General features: G+C 36.9%; 9 protein-coding genes. 5 read left to right on the plus strand and 4 right to left on the minus strand.

Features of this window, described 5'->3' with window-relative positions; all coding sequences use genetic code 11:
• Positions 1-182: 182 nt before the first annotated feature.
• From BANA01_RS22490 to BANA01_RS22500, 3 genes are all read left to right on the plus strand, one after another.
• Positions 183-797, plus strand: coding sequence for a LysE family translocator (locus tag BANA01_RS22490; protein WP_034673085.1), 615 nt, complete (start codon positions 183-185; stop codon positions 795-797).
• A gap of 153 nt (positions 798-950) precedes the next feature.
• A complete protein-coding gene (gene htpG, locus BANA01_RS22495; protein WP_034673088.1) occupies positions 951-2831 on the plus strand; it encodes a molecular chaperone HtpG in 1881 nt (626 codons plus the stop codon).
• Between the two features lie 374 nt (positions 2832-3205).
• On the plus strand, positions 3206-7003 hold the full coding sequence (locus BANA01_RS22500) for a glycoside hydrolase family 30 protein (RefSeq protein ID WP_034673091.1): 3798 nt from the start codon (positions 3206-3208) through the stop codon (positions 7001-7003).
• Between the two features lie 87 nt (positions 7004-7090).
• Here the strand turns inward: BANA01_RS22500 and adhE are convergent, their stop codons facing one another.
• Together adhE and BANA01_RS22510 are read right to left on the minus strand one after the other, a co-directional pair.
• Positions 7091-9694: a bifunctional acetaldehyde-CoA/alcohol dehydrogenase gene (gene adhE, locus BANA01_RS22505; protein ID WP_063254853.1), complete on the minus strand. Its 2604-nt coding sequence runs from the start codon at positions 9692-9694 to the stop codon at positions 7091-7093.
• 93 nt (positions 9695-9787) lie between these two features.
• Positions 9788-10015, minus strand: a complete 228-nt coding sequence (locus BANA01_RS22510; protein ID WP_034673080.1) for a hypothetical protein — start codon at positions 10013-10015, stop codon at positions 9788-9790.
• A 236-nt stretch (positions 10016-10251) separates the two neighbouring features.
• Here BANA01_RS22510 and BANA01_RS30030 point away from each other — a divergent pair, with 236 nt between their 5' ends.
• The gene (locus BANA01_RS30030) at positions 10252-10422 is read left to right on the plus strand and encodes a hypothetical protein (protein WP_169803736.1); all 171 of its coding nucleotides are present in this window, start codon (positions 10252-10254) and stop codon (positions 10420-10422) included.
• Between the two features lie 273 nt (positions 10423-10695).
• Complete coding sequence (locus BANA01_RS22515; protein WP_034673083.1) at positions 10696-14193, plus strand: endo-alpha-N-acetylgalactosaminidase family protein; 3498 nt, start codon at positions 10696-10698, stop codon at positions 14191-14193.
• Between the two features lie 300 nt (positions 14194-14493).
• Here BANA01_RS22515 and BANA01_RS22520 read toward each other — a convergent pair whose 3' ends face one another.
• Positions 14494-16071 carry a PucR family transcriptional regulator gene (locus tag BANA01_RS22520; protein WP_034674896.1) on the minus strand — a complete coding sequence of 526 codons (1578 nt, stop codon included), beginning with the start codon at positions 16069-16071 and terminating at the stop codon, positions 14494-14496.
• A 25-nt stretch (positions 16072-16096) separates the two neighbouring features.
• Positions 16097-16663, minus strand: a complete 567-nt coding sequence (locus BANA01_RS22525) for a 4Fe-4S dicluster domain-containing protein (RefSeq protein WP_034674899.1) — start codon at positions 16661-16663, stop codon at positions 16097-16099.
• Between the last annotated feature and the right edge of the window lie 111 nt (positions 16664-16774).

Genomic DNA, 16774 nt, shown 5'->3' on the forward strand with positions numbered 1-16774 from the left:
AAAATTAATGTCGGTTTTTTTATTTTATAGTGAATGAAGAGCATTCAGAAAATGTATGGGGTCAATGCAGGAGGTCTGGAGTGACCGAAAGAGCATTTAAACTCAGGTTCATCTTTTTTTAAAAAGCCAAATTCAAAAATACTGTGCTAAAATATTGGAAAAACGTTTAAGGAGAGAGGCATATGTGGGCTTTTATTTTGGTCGTGCTGGTGCTATTTCTAATCCCAGGTCCAGCGGTATTATTGACCTTGACTCAAACCGTAAAAGGTGGATTAAAAGCTGGAATCATTACCGGTTTTGGAATTGCTGTGGGGGATTTAATTCATACCTTTTCAGCCGTTCTTGGACTATCAGCTATCCTTATGACATCGGCCTTAGCTTTTGAAGTAGTTAAATATCTAGGAGCAGCATATTTAATCTTTTTAGGAATAAAGGCATTGTTCGAAAAAACAAAAAGACAGGAACAGCCGAAAGTAAAAATAGAGAAATCTGCTGTATCCTTTCGACAGGCATTGCTTATTGAATTGCTAAACCCTAAAACGGCATTATTTTTTCTTGCGTTTCTTCCGCAATTCGTAATAGCAGATGGTCCCCCCGTAGTCTATCAACTATTAAGTTTAGGGCTAGTCTTTGTGTTTATGAGTATTTTGTATACCTCTTCCTTAGCCTTTCTAGCAAGTTCATTAGGTAATAAGCTATTCGCGAAAGATAACAAGATATCGTGCTGGCAGGGAAAACTAGTAGGAACTATTTATATTGGATTAGGTTTACAATTGGTTTTTCAAAGTCAAAAATAACAGGATGCGGCACATAAAAAAAGTGTGCCACAATTTTATTGACATGATAACAGGATTTATGATATTTAAATAATGTCGATGTTAGCACTCTGAACTTGAGAGTGCTAATGGTTCGAATAAAGATCTAACCAAATTAAGTAAGGAGAGGTTTCGATGGCAAAAAAGCAGTTTAAAGCTGAATCAAAAAGGCTGTTAGAAATGATGATTAACTCTATCTATACCCATCGTGAGGTATTTTTAAGAGAGTTAATTTCCAATGCAAGTGATGCGATTGATAAAATCTACTACAAAGCTTTAACAGATGACGCGTTAAGCTTCGATAAGGAAAGCTACTTTATTCAAGTAATTCCAGACAAGGAAACTAGAACCTTAAAAATTATTGATACAGGTATTGGTATGACAAAGGAAGAGCTTGAGAATAACCTTGGTACCATTGCAAAAAGTGGATCTTTAGCTTTTAAAAAGGAAACAGAACTAAAGGATGGCTATGACATTATCGGCCAATTCGGTGTCGGTTTCTATGCGGCATTTATGGTGGCAGACGTCGTTACGGTAACAAGTAAGGCATTAGGAAGCGAAGAAGCCTACAAGTGGGAATCAGATGGAGCAGAGGGTTATACGATTGAACCTGCAGAAAAAAATTCGATTGGAACAGAGATTGTCTTAAAAATCAAAGAAAATAATGAAGATGAGAATTACGATGAGTTTTTAGAAGAGTACCGTTTAAAGTCGATTATTAAAAAATACTCAGACTTTATCCGCTATCCAATTAAAATGGATGTTACTGGAAGAAGACCTAAAGAAGGCAGCGAAAATGAGTTCGAGGACTATGTAGAAGAACAAATTATTAATAGCATGGTGCCAATTTGGAGAAAAAATAAAAGTGAATTAACGGATGAGGATTACGAGAATTTCTATGCTGAAAAAAGATATGGTTTCGATAAACCGCTTAAACATATCCATATCAGTGTAGATGGGACCATCCGCTATAATGCAATTTTATATATCCCTGAGAAAACTCCATTTGACTTTTATTCAAAAGAATTTGAAAAAGGCCTGGAGCTTTATTCTAACGGCGTATTAATTATGGACAAGTGTGCAGACTTGCTGCCTGACCATTTTAGCTTTGTCAAAGGGATGGTAGATTCTGAAGACCTATCTCTTAATATCTCAAGAGAGATGTTGCAGCATGATCGTCAATTGAAACTTATCTCTAAAAACATTAACAAAAAAATTAAGAGTGAATTGCAAAGCTTGTTAAGAAATGAAAGAGAAAAGTACGAAGATTTTTATAAATCATTTGGCCGTCAGTTGAAATATGGGGTTTATAATGAATTTGGTGCCAATAAAGAAGTATTGCAGGACCTTATCATGTTCCACTCTTCAAAAGAGAAGAAGTTAGTAACATTGGATGAATATGTGTCAAGAATGCGTGAAGATCAAAAATATATTTATTACGCTTCTGGTGATTCCATTGAAAGAATCGATAAACTGCCACAGGCAGAGTTTGTCTCTGAAAAAGGCTATGAGATTCTCTACTTCACTGAGGACATTGATGAATTTGCAATTAAAATGTTAATGACTTACAAGGAGAAAGAATTTAAATCCATCTCCTCGGGTGACTTAGGAATTGAAGGAGATGAAAGCAAGAGCGATTCTGAATCAGAAGAGAAGGAATACAAAGAAATCTTTGACTATATGAAAGGTATCTTAGCTGATAAGGTAAAGGATGTCAGAGTTTCAAAACGCTTAAAGTCTCACCCTGTCTGCCTGGCAACTGAAGGAGACATCTCAATCGAAATGGAAAAAATCCTTGCAGCTATGCCAGATAATCAAAATATTAAAGCAGATAAGGTCTTAGAGATTAATAAGAATCATGAAGTATTCGAATCCTTAAAGGAAGCTTTTGAAAATGATAAAGATAAGTTAGATCTATATACAAAGTTACTTTACAATCAAGCACTGCTTATTGAGGGATTACCAATCCAGGATCCAGTTGAATTTACAAATGACATCTGCAAGATAATGGTATAATCATCCTGGATACATTTTGCTATATATAATAAAACGAATATCCAGAATACGTAAAAGCCGCTCTCACACTAAAGTGAAGCGGCTTTTACTATTAGTGCAAACAAGTGAAAAAGGTAAAAATATCATTATAGGTAGTCGATATAGTTGTATAAAAAACATAGTAGATTATGAAATAATGAAAACGCTAACAAGTTGTTATCGAAAAACTCAGATAATTAATGAGACAAAAGGGGGAAAGTAATCAACAGAATTGTATTGCCTTTTACCAGCTCCTAAGAAAAACCTCAGAAAACATACCTACTAGGAAATCCACCAGATTAGCCGCTAAAATCTAGCAAAATCTTATATACAGTGAAGGGGAAGGATGAAAGTATATGGGAAGACAAACAAAAAAAATAAAAAAGATGATAGGGAATTTATGTGTTGCTTCTATGGTAGTTGGGTCTTTTGGTTTTATCGGGTCACATGAAACAAAAGCCGAAGTCATCACCAAAACTATTACAATTGATGGAAACAATGTTGATCAGTATAACCGATTTAAAGGGTTTGGAACTGTAACAGCTAATAATACATCTCGACTAATGCTAGATTACAAAGAAGAGCACCCTGAGGAATATTGGAAAATTATGAACAAGCTATTTAACAAGGATACGGGAGCAGGGCTAGCGCACGTCAAGATAGAATTAGGCGGTGATGTTAATTCATCCTCCGGAACAGAGCCAGCCACCATGCGTTATGCTGATGAACCGGCTAATGTTCTAAGAGGTGCTGGATTCCAGTTTGCGGCTGACGCTAAATCCATTAATCCGGATATCACGACTGAAATTTTGCGCTGGGGTGAACCGCGTTTTACATGGAACGGCGCTTCAGGTAATGAATATGAAAATCGATATCAATGGTACAAGCAGACAATAGATGCTGTTTATAATGAATATGGCTTTAAATTGGACTATATTGGTATCTCTCAAAATGAAAGAGCACAAAACAATAACCGGATTGAAACAGAATGGTTGAAATACTTCACCACAAAAATTAAACAGGAAGCAAATTATGAATCAGACTACAAACATATTAAACTTGTTGCAGCAGACGGCTATCGTGATACAAAATCAATCAGCCGCGTACTGCTCGACCATCCAGACTTGATGGATGAAATAGATGTCATCAGCTCCCATTATGGTCTGACTGGTTCAACGGAATTAAATCAATTACAAGCAAAACTAATAGCCGATGGCAAGAAGCCAAAAGAAAGCTGGGTGTCTGAAGGAATCGCCCCAATGATTAATGCCCGTTATCGTGAAAATATGGAGCCGAATTATAAAGGACTCGGAGGAAAAGCAGGGATTATCGATGTCACTTCGCGAATAATTTCTGTGTATTCTTGGACAGGAGCAGGAAACACTCCTCTTAACGCGGTTTCATTTGATTTTCAGCCATCTGTTGCTGCATTTTATGAAGGTTCCGCTTATAATCCAAAACACCTGATCAGCGCGATGGATCCATGGTCTGGTTTTTTTGAAGTAGATGGAGGTCTTCAGGGAGTTCGTCATGTGATGAACTTTGTTGGTTATGATGATCACAGCACACCTGAAAATGAACGCTGGATGTATATAAAAGATGCAACATTTAGTGATGGAGCTTTCTTTGACGGCGGTGTGGATGTTGATACTAGTACCCATAATTACTTAACCTTAAAAGATCCAGAAACCAATGATTATTCAACTGTATTTGCTAATAACACAAAGGAGACACGTAAATATAAGATTAAAGCTCAAAACCTAAATGGCAAAGAGAATGCTCCTATTTTTGTCTGGGAAACACGAGGAGCAGATGAAGGGCAAGAAGTTGACGCCAACTGGTTTAAAAATATCAATAAAATTACCCCAGTGAATGGTGAATATGAAGTGGAGGTAAAGCCATATTCAATCGTGACGATTTCAACATTAGATAAGGCATCCGAGGTCGAAGGCTTTGAATATGAATCAGAACCAGTTGATTTATCGAAAGATACGATTATGCCGCTGCCGTATAAGGATGATTTTGAATACGCTAAGTACGCTGTTGACGAAAAGGGCAGAGATTATGTAGAGCGCCGCGGAGGAACGCCGCGATATACGACGGACCAGACGGGTGCTTTTGAAGTAGTAAAAGAGGCAACAAAACCAGCAGCTAATGGAAGTGCGGAACGAGCGGACCTGGAAATTCCCGATGAAAAAGCTCATGGAAATATGCTGCAGCAGAAAATCAGTCATGATATTATTGGTGCTGATTGGGCAGTTTGGGGCGGAAGAGATGGCTCTGCCGCTAGCGGTAATCCTAACACTACGATTGGTGACCACCGTTGGGTAAACTATAAAGCTTCTTATGACTTTTTACTAGATACGCATACACCTGAAGCAGAGGGCAGAAGTAACTATGCCTTAATCGGTGTTAGACAAGTGAAAGCCGGCGGGGCAGATTCATATGCACCATACAATGCACGTGTATATTCGGATGGAAGATATGAAATTATTAAACTCGGTAAGGTAGAAAAAAGTGGTACAATTGAAGGCTTCGACAATAAAGTTTGGCATAATCTAGCATTTGAAGCGAAAGAAAATGTATTTACGCTATATTTAGATGGAGCAGAAATAGATTCCTATACAGACAAAGATTCAACTGTTATGGCAGGAAGAGTGGCATTAGGTTCTGGATACTATGAAACTCTTATCGATAACTTAGTGATTGAGCCAATTAAAGGATACACCTATACCTCAGAAAAAGTCGACAGTGCCCAAGGTAAGAAATATGCAACGGAAGAAGAAGCGTTGAACAATAAGGACTTAATTAATCTTATTGGTTATCTTGGAAAGTGGGATTATACGCAGGCAGGATATGCACATTTTAACCGTACACAAATGACGGCTAAAACAGATGTACCTGTTTGGAATGGAGTAACTGTAGGTCATAAGGACACGACAACAGTACCAGGAACCCTGAATAAAGTATTCTATTCTCAAGGCTGGTCATCTAACAGTAATAATGCTTGGGCATCTGCAGGCAGTTCTCTTGAAATTAAATTTAAGGGCACTGAAGTTAGACTGTATGGAGAAACGAATCCGTCTAATGGAAAAGGCGATGTATATTTAGATGGAGTATTAGTTGGTGAAGCCAACTATACAAATAACAGCAGTATCACCCAGATGGTTTGGTCTGCAGCGGATTTAGAAGATAAAGAACATACGCTTAAAGTGGTAGCAAAAGAGAAGTATATCAGCTTTACCAAAGTTGAAGTTGAAACCACTGATCCTGTATTAGCTGTTAAAAAGTCAGGACCAGCGGATATTGTGAAAATTTCAGATGAACCCCTAATAGAGAATAAAGAGAACACAGTTTATGCATTTAGAAAAAATACTGCCTGGGGCTCTAACAGCACGAATGCATGGGCCAATTTTAATGATGATCCGTATATTCTAGTTAACTTCACGGGCAGTGGTATTGATTATTTGTCAGGAACTGGTGATAAAACACTTTATAATTTCGAGCTTGACGGTGTAGATATGGGTAACTTTGCCGTAAATACTAGCACGGGCATAAGGTATTCTGTTAGAGGATTGGAAGAAAAACCACATACATTGAAGGTTTCTCTGAAGGATAATGAGGTAAAAGAAACCTTTATGGATTACCGTGGAGTCAATATCTATAGTACACCGAAAGTAGAGGGTCCTAACAGCAGCATGATCTTCAATTTTGAGGGTTCAGGTTTCAATTTATTTGGTGCGACTCCTGATGCTTTAATCGATGTGTATATTGATGACCAATTAATCGAAGAAAATTATAGAATTTATGCTAAAGGTGACAGACAAACCTCTTATACGATTCGCGGACTAAAAGATACAAAACACACTGCTAAAGTGGTGATTAAGGGCGGTACTTTTACATTAGACGGTATTGATATTGTTACAGGCAGAAATAAAGTCGAAGTAAACAAGACAAAATTACAGGAATTGTACGATGCAAATAAAGACAAAGATCACAAAGGCTACACGAAGGAAAGCTGGATAACATTCCATAAAGCGATTCAAACAGCAAAAGAGGTATTAAAAAATCCTCAAAGCACTTTGGATAAAGTGGTTGCTGCAAGAACATCATTAGAGGCAGCAGTTGAAGGTTTATCAGAAATAAACGAGTAATTAAGCACGAATTTGCAAAAGAGTTAAAGCCATTAAAAAGGCCATCCATTGTTCTGGATGGCCTTTCATCTTACTTATATTACTCTTTTAAACTCCCCTATATGCTTGACGATAGATTTCAGCTAATTCTGTTACTAATGGCAGTTTAGGATTGGCGGTAGTACATTGGTCTTCAAATGCTTTATCTGCAAGGTAGTCAACCTTGCTTTCGAAAGCCTGAGCGTCAACACCATTAGCCTCAATGCTCATTGGAATGTCTAGCTCTTTTGCAAGACGAATGATGGCCTGAACTAGGCTTTCCACGCCTTCTTCTGTAGTGCTGGCAGGCAATCCAAGTGTTCTGGCAATTTCCGCATAACGCTTATCTGCCACAAAGTGAGAATATTTAGGGAAAGCGGTAAACTTATTAGGTTTAGTAGCATTGTAACGAATTACATGCGGCATTAAGATTGTATTAGCACGTCCGTGAGCAATATGGAACTCTGAGCCAAGTTTATGGGCAAGGCTATGGTTGATACCAAGGAAAGCATTGGCAAAAGCCATCCCAGCGATGGTCGAAGCATTATGCACTTTTTCACGAGCTAATTCATCACTGCCATTTCGATATGCTCTAGGCAGATATTCAAAGACAAGCTGGATCGCTTTCATCGCAAGTCCATCCGTATAATCGTTTGCCATACAAGATACATACGCTTCGATGGCATGGGTCAAAACGTCCATTCCAGTATCAGCGGTAATATGTTTAGGAACCGTCATAACGAACTGTGGATCAATAATCGCTACATCTGGTGTTAATTCATAATCGGCAAGCGGATATTTAATATTTGCTTCCTTATCGGTAATTACAGAGAAGGAAGTTACCTCCGACCCTGTTCCAGAGGTGGTTGGGATTGCTACAAATTGTGCCTTTTCACCAAGCTTAGGATATTTCACAATTCGTTTACGGATATCGAGAAATTTCTGCTTTAAGCCAAAGAATTCAGATTCTGGGTTTTCATAGAACAGCCACATTCCTTTTGCCGCATCCATTGCAGACCCGCCGCCAAGGGCAATAATTACATCTGGCTGGAATTTAGCCATCATTTCGGTACCCTTCATGACCGTTTCAATGGATGGATCTGGTTCTACTTCAGAGAAAATTTCACAATGTACATAATCGGGACGTTTTCTTAAATAATATAGTACCTTATCGACATAGCCTAATTTCACCATTCCAGGGTCTGTTACAATGAATGCCTTAGAAATCTGCGGCATTTTAGCTAAATACTGAGTGGCATTTTTCTCGAAATAGATTTTGGACGGAACTTTAAACCATTGCATATTAACATTCCTTTGGGCTACTTTTTTAATATTAATTAAGTGAATCGCTCCAACGTTCGTGGAAACAGAATTTCCTCCATAAGATCCACAGCCAAGTGTTAATGAAGGCATATAAGCATTGTAAATATCACCAATCGCACCCTGTGAGGATGGGGCATTGACAATGATTCTTCCAGCTTTCATCCGGTACCCATACTGCTTGATAATGTTTTGGTCTTGAGAATGGATGACAGCTGAATGTCCTAGACCGCCAAATTCCAACATTTCTTCTGCTCTTTTTAAGCCTTCTTCATGATTGCTGGCTTTGTAACAAGCAAGAACTGGGCTTAATTTTTCTCTTGATAGCGGGAATCCAGGTCCGACACCGGTTAATTCAGCTACAAGAATTTTTGTATTTTCAGGAACTGTTACACCTGCTAAAGCCGCAATTTTGCTGGCAGCCATCCCCACAATATTCGGGTTAACCGCACATGATGTTTCATTAATTACTAATTTTTCAACTTTTGCTTTTTCTTCTTCATTTAAAAAATAACAATTATTTGCAATCATCTCATTTTTGACGGCCGAATAAATCTCTTGATCTATAATAACGGCCTGTTCAGAAGCACAAATCATTCCGTTGTCAAAAGTCTTTGATAAAATTAAGTCATTTACTGCTTGATGAAGGTTGGCAGATTTCTCTATATAACATGGAACATTTCCTGGTCCGACACCAAGGGCTGGTTTACCGGAACTATAAGCGGATTTAACCATTCCCGCGCCGCCCGTTGCAAGAATCATTGATAGCTTTGAATGATTCATCAGTGCTTGTGTAGCCTCAATAGAAGGTGTTTCAATCCATTGGATGCAATTCTCCGGGGCACCTGCCTTAATTGCTGCGTCCCTAAGGATTCTTGCTGCCTCACTGCTGCACTTTTGTGCAGATGGATGGAAGGCAAACACGATTGGATTTCTCGTCTTTATGGAAATAAGTGCTTTAAACATCGTTGTGGATGTTGGATTGGTTACAGGTGTAACACCAGCAATTACTCCAACGGGCTCAGCAATTTCAATGATTCCCTCATGTTCATTTTCGTTAATAATACCAACCGTTTTATCATATTTGATATTATGGTAGACATATTCGGTTGCAAACATATTTTTAATGATTTTATCTTCATAAACACCTCGTTTGGTTTCCTCAACAGCAAGTTTTGCAAGCTGCATATGCTGATCAAGACCAGCCAAGGCCATTTGCTTCACAATAGTATCAATCATTTCTTGGTCAAAGCTGCGGAATTCATTTAGCGCTTTTAAACCATTTTCCACTAAGGTATCAATCATGTTGGTTACAGTTTGGACTTCTTTACCTGTTTTTTCTGCCACTGCCATGCTAATTCCTCCAAATTCTCATTTGTTTGTGAAGTATTTCACAAACAGATTTAAAAAAATAACAACAAACAGTATTGCTATGAACTTGCACCATTACTCGCATACAGGATTACGTGGAATTTTTTCAAAGGAAATGTCAGTAAGGACCTTCGAATATTTTTTTACAATGATGACATAATTTACTGTCCAAATATAACTTGGAATATTTTCGTTATCTTTAAACATCATAGCTTCAAATTCATCACCAACCGTTTCTTCGAACGCTTCTTGTGTATAGGTTTCAGAGTCGGTTGAAAAGGATCTCCATTCACATACCATCATGTCGTATCACTCCTTGTTCCTTTATGAGTTAATCATAACATCAATTTCCGGAAAAAGTTTGTGAAATATTGAACAAACTTTGAACTGTTAGCAAATATACCAAAAACAGTCCTTTTTCCCTAAGGGTAGTGATGAAAGGGAAGGACTTGTCCTTAATCTAGGCTGGTTGAGGAGCATGGGAAGGGATTGCGAAGGTTGCAACTTCCTTATCAGAATCAAAGACTATTAAAATCAAGATGTTGAATTATCTGTATGTAACTGTAGAAGCAGGAGCAAAAAGGTTAGCGTCTTTTTCCAATGATCTGATAAAAATGCTAGATGCAAAGATTTCCTTATCACTTAATCCAGAATATACACAAACCATCATAGATACTTTATTTAATGGAAAAATAGAGGTGAAAACGTGATTTAAAGGGCTGCAGAATGTCGGAAACTACGGGCAGCTTGATTTTGATGGTACTTATAGTGGTGCCTGTCATTTTTTTAGGAGGAGACAGGAACCTCGTTCCCCTGCAGTACATAAATCTGGAAATCACTAAAAAAACAATATTTCTAAAAATTTGGACAACATCTTTATTGTGTAAGCGTTTTAATAAACGTAAGCTAGATTACAAGTAGAAGGTGGTGCTTTATGTTAAGGCATCTTCTTCTATTAAAGTAGTAAATTCAAAGGAGGAAATATGAAAAATTCAAGAAATAAGTTTAAGAAAACGATTGCAGTACTTTTAGCTGGGTGTATGGTAGGCTCTACATGGTATGCGAATAGTTCCCTGGTACTGGCGGAGGGAAATACGGTAATTAAGCAAGAAGGAAGTCAAATTATTCCACAAGGTTCACAAACGGTTATTTCGTCTAATCAAATGAACGTTCTTGTCGATGTGAATTTTCCAAGAGTAATTCAGTACAATTTAATATCTGGAAATGGTGCAGGGAAAACTTTTTACGGACAGCCTGAGGCCATAGATACAATCCTTATTAATAACGTAGCAGTAAAACCACAAGTAAAAGCAATCATTTCATCCGATAAAATTGAGTACAAGATGACTTTAATAGACGATAGTAACAATATCAATGCGGTTATTACTGCAGAAATGGTTGTTAAAGGAAATATTTTAGAATTCAATATTACAAAAATTGTGGACAACAAAATCGTAAAAACAATTGAAATTCCAAATCACAATTTAGTTTCTGTAAATAGCAGTCAAAAAGATGCTGTACTAGATGGAGTACAGATGTCTACAAATACACACATCAATGGCGACAGACAGGTAAAGGTTGATAATAATTTGAATACGCAAGATGAAGAGCAAAAAGGATATATGTATGCTTTTCTTTCTAATGATGAATTAAGTGCAGGTATATGGTCGAATACAGAGAATAGTTTAGCAAAAAAACTAGATCCCAATTCTTATGCTGCAAAAACTGATGCACAAAGAATTACAGCTACGGCTGCGACTAATAGTGCAGGGGAAAAAACAATTGGCTTAAGCAGTACATTCTGGACGTATCAAAAATCAGAAGAGTATCGTAAGGAAGATGGAACTCTGGAGCTAGAAGATGGAACAGTAAACAAGGTAGATGAAATGCCATCTGCGAAGGTTGTTATTACTGCTGACGCTAATGGTGATAAGAAAATAAACTGGCAAGATGGGGCTATTGCTTATAGAAATATTATGAACGAACCACTAGGGTCAGAAAAGGTTCCAGACTTAGTTGGTTACCGCATTAGCATGAATTTTGGCGGTCAAGCCCAAAATCCTTTCTTAATGACTCTAGATGGAGTTAAGAAGTTTTCTTTAGGGACCGATGGACTAGGACAATCTATTCTATTGAAAGGTTATGGTAGTGAAGGGCATGATTCTGGTCATTTAAATTATGCAGATGTTGGAACGCGTATCGGTGGTGCAAAGGATATGAAAACATTGCTAGAGAAAGGTAAAGAATATGGGGCAACTTTTGGAATTCATGTGAATGCAAGTGAAACGTACCCAGAATCAAAGTATTTCCATGAAGATCGTTTATTAAAAAATCCAGATGGAACTTATAAGTATGGTTGGAACTGGATTGATCAAGGAATAAACATTGATGCTGATTATGATTTAAGAAATGGTAGAGCACAACGATTCAAAGATTTGTATGACGTTCTTGGTGGCAAAAAGAATGATTTAGATTTTATTTATGTTGACGTTTGGGGTAACGGACAGTCAGGTGATAATAGTACATGGCCAAGCCGTCAATTAAGTAAAGAAATAAACAGTTTAGGTTGGCGCTTAGGCAGTGAGTGGGGATATGCAAACGAGTATGATTCTACATTCCAACACTGGGCAGCCGATTTAACTTATGGTGGTTTTACTCTAAAAGGTATCAATAGTACCATCACACGTTTTATTAAAAACCATCAAAAAGATGCATGGATTGGTAACTATCCTAGGTATGGCGGCGACGCGGATGCTCCATTATTATTTGGCTACAGCATGAAAGACTTCGAAGGATGGCAAGGTAGAAGTGACTACAAAGCTTATATGGATAATTTGTTTGCAGTGAACGTTCCAACAAAATTCATCCAACATTATAAAGTAACACAGTGGGAAGATGGCAATGCAGTCGAAATGACAGATAATAATCAAACTTACAACTGGGTACCAGGCATGAAGGCATTATTAAAAGATGACTCTGGTAAAAATACTCTTATAATTGAAAGAAAATCTAATGATTTTGCAAATGATAAAGATGGTTACCGTACAAGAATTATTACATTTAATGGTAATAAAATATTTGAAGGTAAACCTGGTGATGAAAAGTATTTAATACCATGGTCTTGGGATCAAAATGGTAAGAAATTGCCAACAGCGAAGGAAAAATTATACCACTGGAATACCAATGGTGGAGAAACTACTTGGACTGTTCCAACTGGCTGGAAGGGTACAGTTAAAGTTTATGAGTTAACAGAATTAGGTAAACAAAATGTGGAAGACGTTACGATTAAAAATGGTCAGATCACATTAAATGCCAAAAAATCTACTGCATATGTAATTCATAAAAGAGCGGAAACGAACAAAGATGTTAATTGGAGCGAAGGAATGCATCTTGTAGATACTGGCTTTAACAGCAATTCCTTAAAAGATTGGATCGTTACAGGAGATTCAGAAGCGGTTAAGATTACGAAGAGTGAAGGTAATAATAACATGTTAACAATCTCTAACAATAAAGAGAAAGTAAATGTTACTCAAAAAGTCACGGGATTAAAACCAAATACCAAGTATGCTGCTTATGTTGGTATAGACAACAGAAGTGAAGAACAAGCAAGTATAACAATTACTTCTAATGGAAAAAAGTATACAAATAGTACTGATAAATCTATCGCTAAAAACTATGTTAGAGCTTATGCACATAATACACTAGGATCCGAGAAAGCAAAAGCAGATGGTCAAATGGCTTCAACAGTAGATGGAACAAGTTATTTTCAAAATATGTATGTTTTCTTTGAAACTGGCCCAGAAGCAACTGATGTAACCATTGATTTATCTAGAGATGCTGGGAATGGTGCAAGTTACTTTGATGATATTCGTATCGTAGAAAATAATTCTAATAATCAAGTAAGCAGTAATAAATTCGTACAAGACTTTGAAAATGTTGCACAAGGTATCTATCCGTTTGTAATTGGTAATATTGAAGGTGTAGAAGATAATAGAACGCACCTTGCTGAATTACATGCACCATATACTCAAAGAGGTTGGAACCAAAAACTAGTAAATGATGTTATTGCTGGTAAATGGTCAATTAAAACGAATGGTTTAACTCAACGCAACAAACTTGTATACCAAACGATACCACAAAACTTCAAATTCCAACCAGGTGTAACGTATAAAATCACTTTTGATTATGAAGCAGGTAGTGATGGAACTTATGCAGTAGTAACAGGTAATGCTCCATTTGAAGAAAAAGGAATATTAACTTTGGATGAATTAAAATCAACAGCAAGTAGCGATAAAGATGCAAAATCTGGCACGTATTCCTTTACATTAGTAGGGGATGAATCAGGTCAAAGCTGGTTTGGGATTTATTCCACTAACAAAGCTGCCGATACTCAAGGTGTGACAGGTGCACAAGCTAACTTTAATGGCTACAAAGATATTATGCTAGATAATCTAGTTATTGAAACGGTATCAAACAAATAGAAATTGTTTTAAAATGAGGAAATTTGACTGTAATGAACAGGTGCATGTCAATCTCTGTGTAAAACGTTTGCTATAATCATTTGGCTGGAAAATCAGTTTAAGAAACTTTGCCGTTCTCATTTTTAAGTGAGGACGGTTTTTTTTTGAATCTCTTATTACTAAACCATCTTCCAAAGACCATTGGTTGATTTCACATGAAAAAAGACGAAAGAAATGTCAATGATGAATTTCCTTCGCCTATTAATATCATTTTAGAAAAATTAGTAACATTATTAATTTGGTGGTGCCTGTCACCTTTGCCTATCTTATCATTTTGATTATTTTTAAAGCTACGTAAATTTCTAGAAGGTCATCTAGTCGATTGAAGTCGATGTCTAGAATGGATTCTAATTTTTTTAGTCGCTTTCGTAAGGTGTTTGGGTGAATGTATAATTGTCCAGCCGTTTGGTTAATATCTGCGTTATTTTGGTAGAATGCTTCTAATGTTTCAATATTAACCGCACTGTTTTCTTGATCTAAAAATATGTCTTTTAATACTTCCTCATAGTATTCCTGTAGTACATGGTGATGGATATTGGATAGCAGTCTGACGATTCCAATGTTTTCAAAGTGACGGACTGCCTCATGTCTGATTTCATATTTTCCTAATTCTAGAGCCACCTTTGCTTCATAAAAGCTGCGGAATAACTCCATATTCGAAGGATAATGGCGTCCAATTCCAATTTCACATGCTAGACCCGGAAGGTCCTGTTCGACCTTTTTATGAATTTGTTGTCCTAAAGATAATGTAAACTCTTTCCTCTCTTTAGGGAGAAGGTGTACAGAATCAAAAACAATCATAATAATATCCCCTTGCATAGGGAAAGTAATCGCTTGTAAAAATCGAGCTGAAATGAGGGAACGGACCTTTCTAATTATCGAGTCCATATCAATACTGAATTTAGCTGCTTCGTTTTTTTGATTTAATCGCATTACCATTAATTCTGTTGGCTTCGTGAAATCCCAGCCCCATTGTTTCCCTTGTTTAATCAGTACCTGTTCTGAATCTAAGTTATTATAAAGAAGGTTATAAAGGAAACTTTCCTGATAGGATTGATGGGCTCGAAGTACGGCCTCTTCTTTTTTAAAAAAAGATAGAAGTGCTGGAATAGCATGTATGACTTGCTCCGTACAAACATCAATCATCATACTAGATTGTTCTTGAAATAGGAAATATCCATAAAGATGGTCGTCAGCTAATAAGGGAAAAAGGAAATAATGATATTGGCCATCTTGTACCATGGAAAACACTTCCCTTTTATTGGAAGCGTTTTGCTCATGATAAATCAATGAGAAATGCTTAAATTGATCACGGTTTCCATCGATATCTTGTGTAGAGTGAGGATAAAAGTGTTCATCTAATAGAAAGATTTCCTGATTTAACAATAAGGAAAGGCGTTGTAAAAACCCTGCTAAGCCTTTTTCATCAATCAATTGCAGCCAATAATTTGTGGTATGTTCGAATACATAATGATATAAACCTAGGGATTTAAGTTGTGAAAGATCTGTAATTTTCTTTTTTGTGGTTGTAGAATTGATTTCTTCTTTTAAAAATAAAACCGGTTTATTGAAGTGTTCAATGATTTCAATCATCGTGTGAGGAATATAAGGTTTTACCCCTCCATATAAAAGGATACCCTGTACGTTTTGCTTTGAAATGAGTTCATCCAACCGAGATATCGATTGGTGATCGCTCCGAACAATAAATAATGTTGGTTCGCCTAAATTCAGAGGGTTATCCTCAGCCCTTAAAAAGCTTTTCTCCTTACCTTCCCATCCGCCAATAATTTCGGCATGGTAAAAAGGAGAGGCGCAAATCAGTTCCTGAAATGTAAGCATAGTAACAATTCTCCTTAAAATCCGTTTATGAGTTAGACCAAAAACGCAGCTTGGAAGGTTCAGTTTGAGTATCAAATCGTATGGACGGATTGGTCATTTTTTTCATATCAAACCCATATACAGCTTTATCATAATGAGCATTCACGGGATCATTCAAATCAATAATTTCAATTGCATTTACAGGACATGATGAAACACATATCGTAGAATCACCTTGCATTTGTCGATCATAGCACATATCACATTTATCAGCTCTCTTCGATATCATATTGATAGAAATCGCGTCAAAGGGGCAAGCCGTTACGCAGCGGGAGCAGCCTGTACATTTCAAGTGATCTATAATCACGATTCCATTTGCCTTCTTCTTGATGGCCATTTCAGGGCAATTAGACAGACAGGCAGGAGTAGAACAGTGGTTGCATGACATGGAAAAATGGTGAAAACGTTGTCCATTCTTCATAAAAGCGTCAGAGACAGTATGAATTTTCCTTCGAAATGAATCATTCTGACCGTGTTCATTTTTACATGCAAATTCACAAGAACGACAGCCTAAACACTGTTCTATATGAACTAAAAAACCTAATTGTTTCATATAACGTCACCCTTTTGCCATTATTTCGACCTCTATATTTACAATAATTTTATATACTTATTGTAAAGGAATTTTAACTATAAACATTGTGAAAAATGTAACAAATTTTAA

This window comes from Neobacillus niacini NBRC 15566 (assembly GCF_001591505.1).
Classification (GTDB): domain Bacteria; phylum Bacillota; class Bacilli; order Bacillales; family Cytobacillaceae; genus Neobacillus; species Neobacillus niacini.

Coding starts and splice junctions, on each gene's coding strand:
- BANA01_RS22490 (WP_034673085.1), top strand. CDS start 183: ATGTGGGCTTTTATTTTGGTCGTGCTGGTGCTATTTCTAATCCCAGGT.
- htpG (WP_034673088.1), top strand. CDS start 951: ATGGCAAAAAAGCAGTTTAAAGCTGAATCAAAAAGGCTGTTAGAAATG.
- BANA01_RS22500 (WP_034673091.1), top strand. CDS start 3,206: ATGGGAAGACAAACAAAAAAAATAAAAAAGATGATAGGGAATTTATGT.
- adhE (WP_063254853.1), bottom strand. CDS start 9,694: ATGGCAGTGGCAGAAAAAACAGGTAAAGAAGTCCAAACTGTAACCAAC.
- BANA01_RS22510 (WP_034673080.1), bottom strand. CDS start 10,015: ATGATGGTATGTGAATGGAGATCCTTTTCAACCGACTCTGAAACCTAT.
- BANA01_RS30030 (WP_169803736.1), top strand. CDS start 10,252: ATGTTGAATTATCTGTATGTAACTGTAGAAGCAGGAGCAAAAAGGTTA.
- BANA01_RS22515 (WP_034673083.1), top strand. CDS start 10,696: ATGAAAAATTCAAGAAATAAGTTTAAGAAAACGATTGCAGTACTTTTA.
- BANA01_RS22520 (WP_034674896.1), bottom strand. CDS start 16,071: ATGCTTACATTTCAGGAACTGATTTGCGCCTCTCCTTTTTACCATGCC.
- BANA01_RS22525 (WP_034674899.1), bottom strand. CDS start 16,663: ATGAAACAATTAGGTTTTTTAGTTCATATAGAACAGTGTTTAGGCTGT.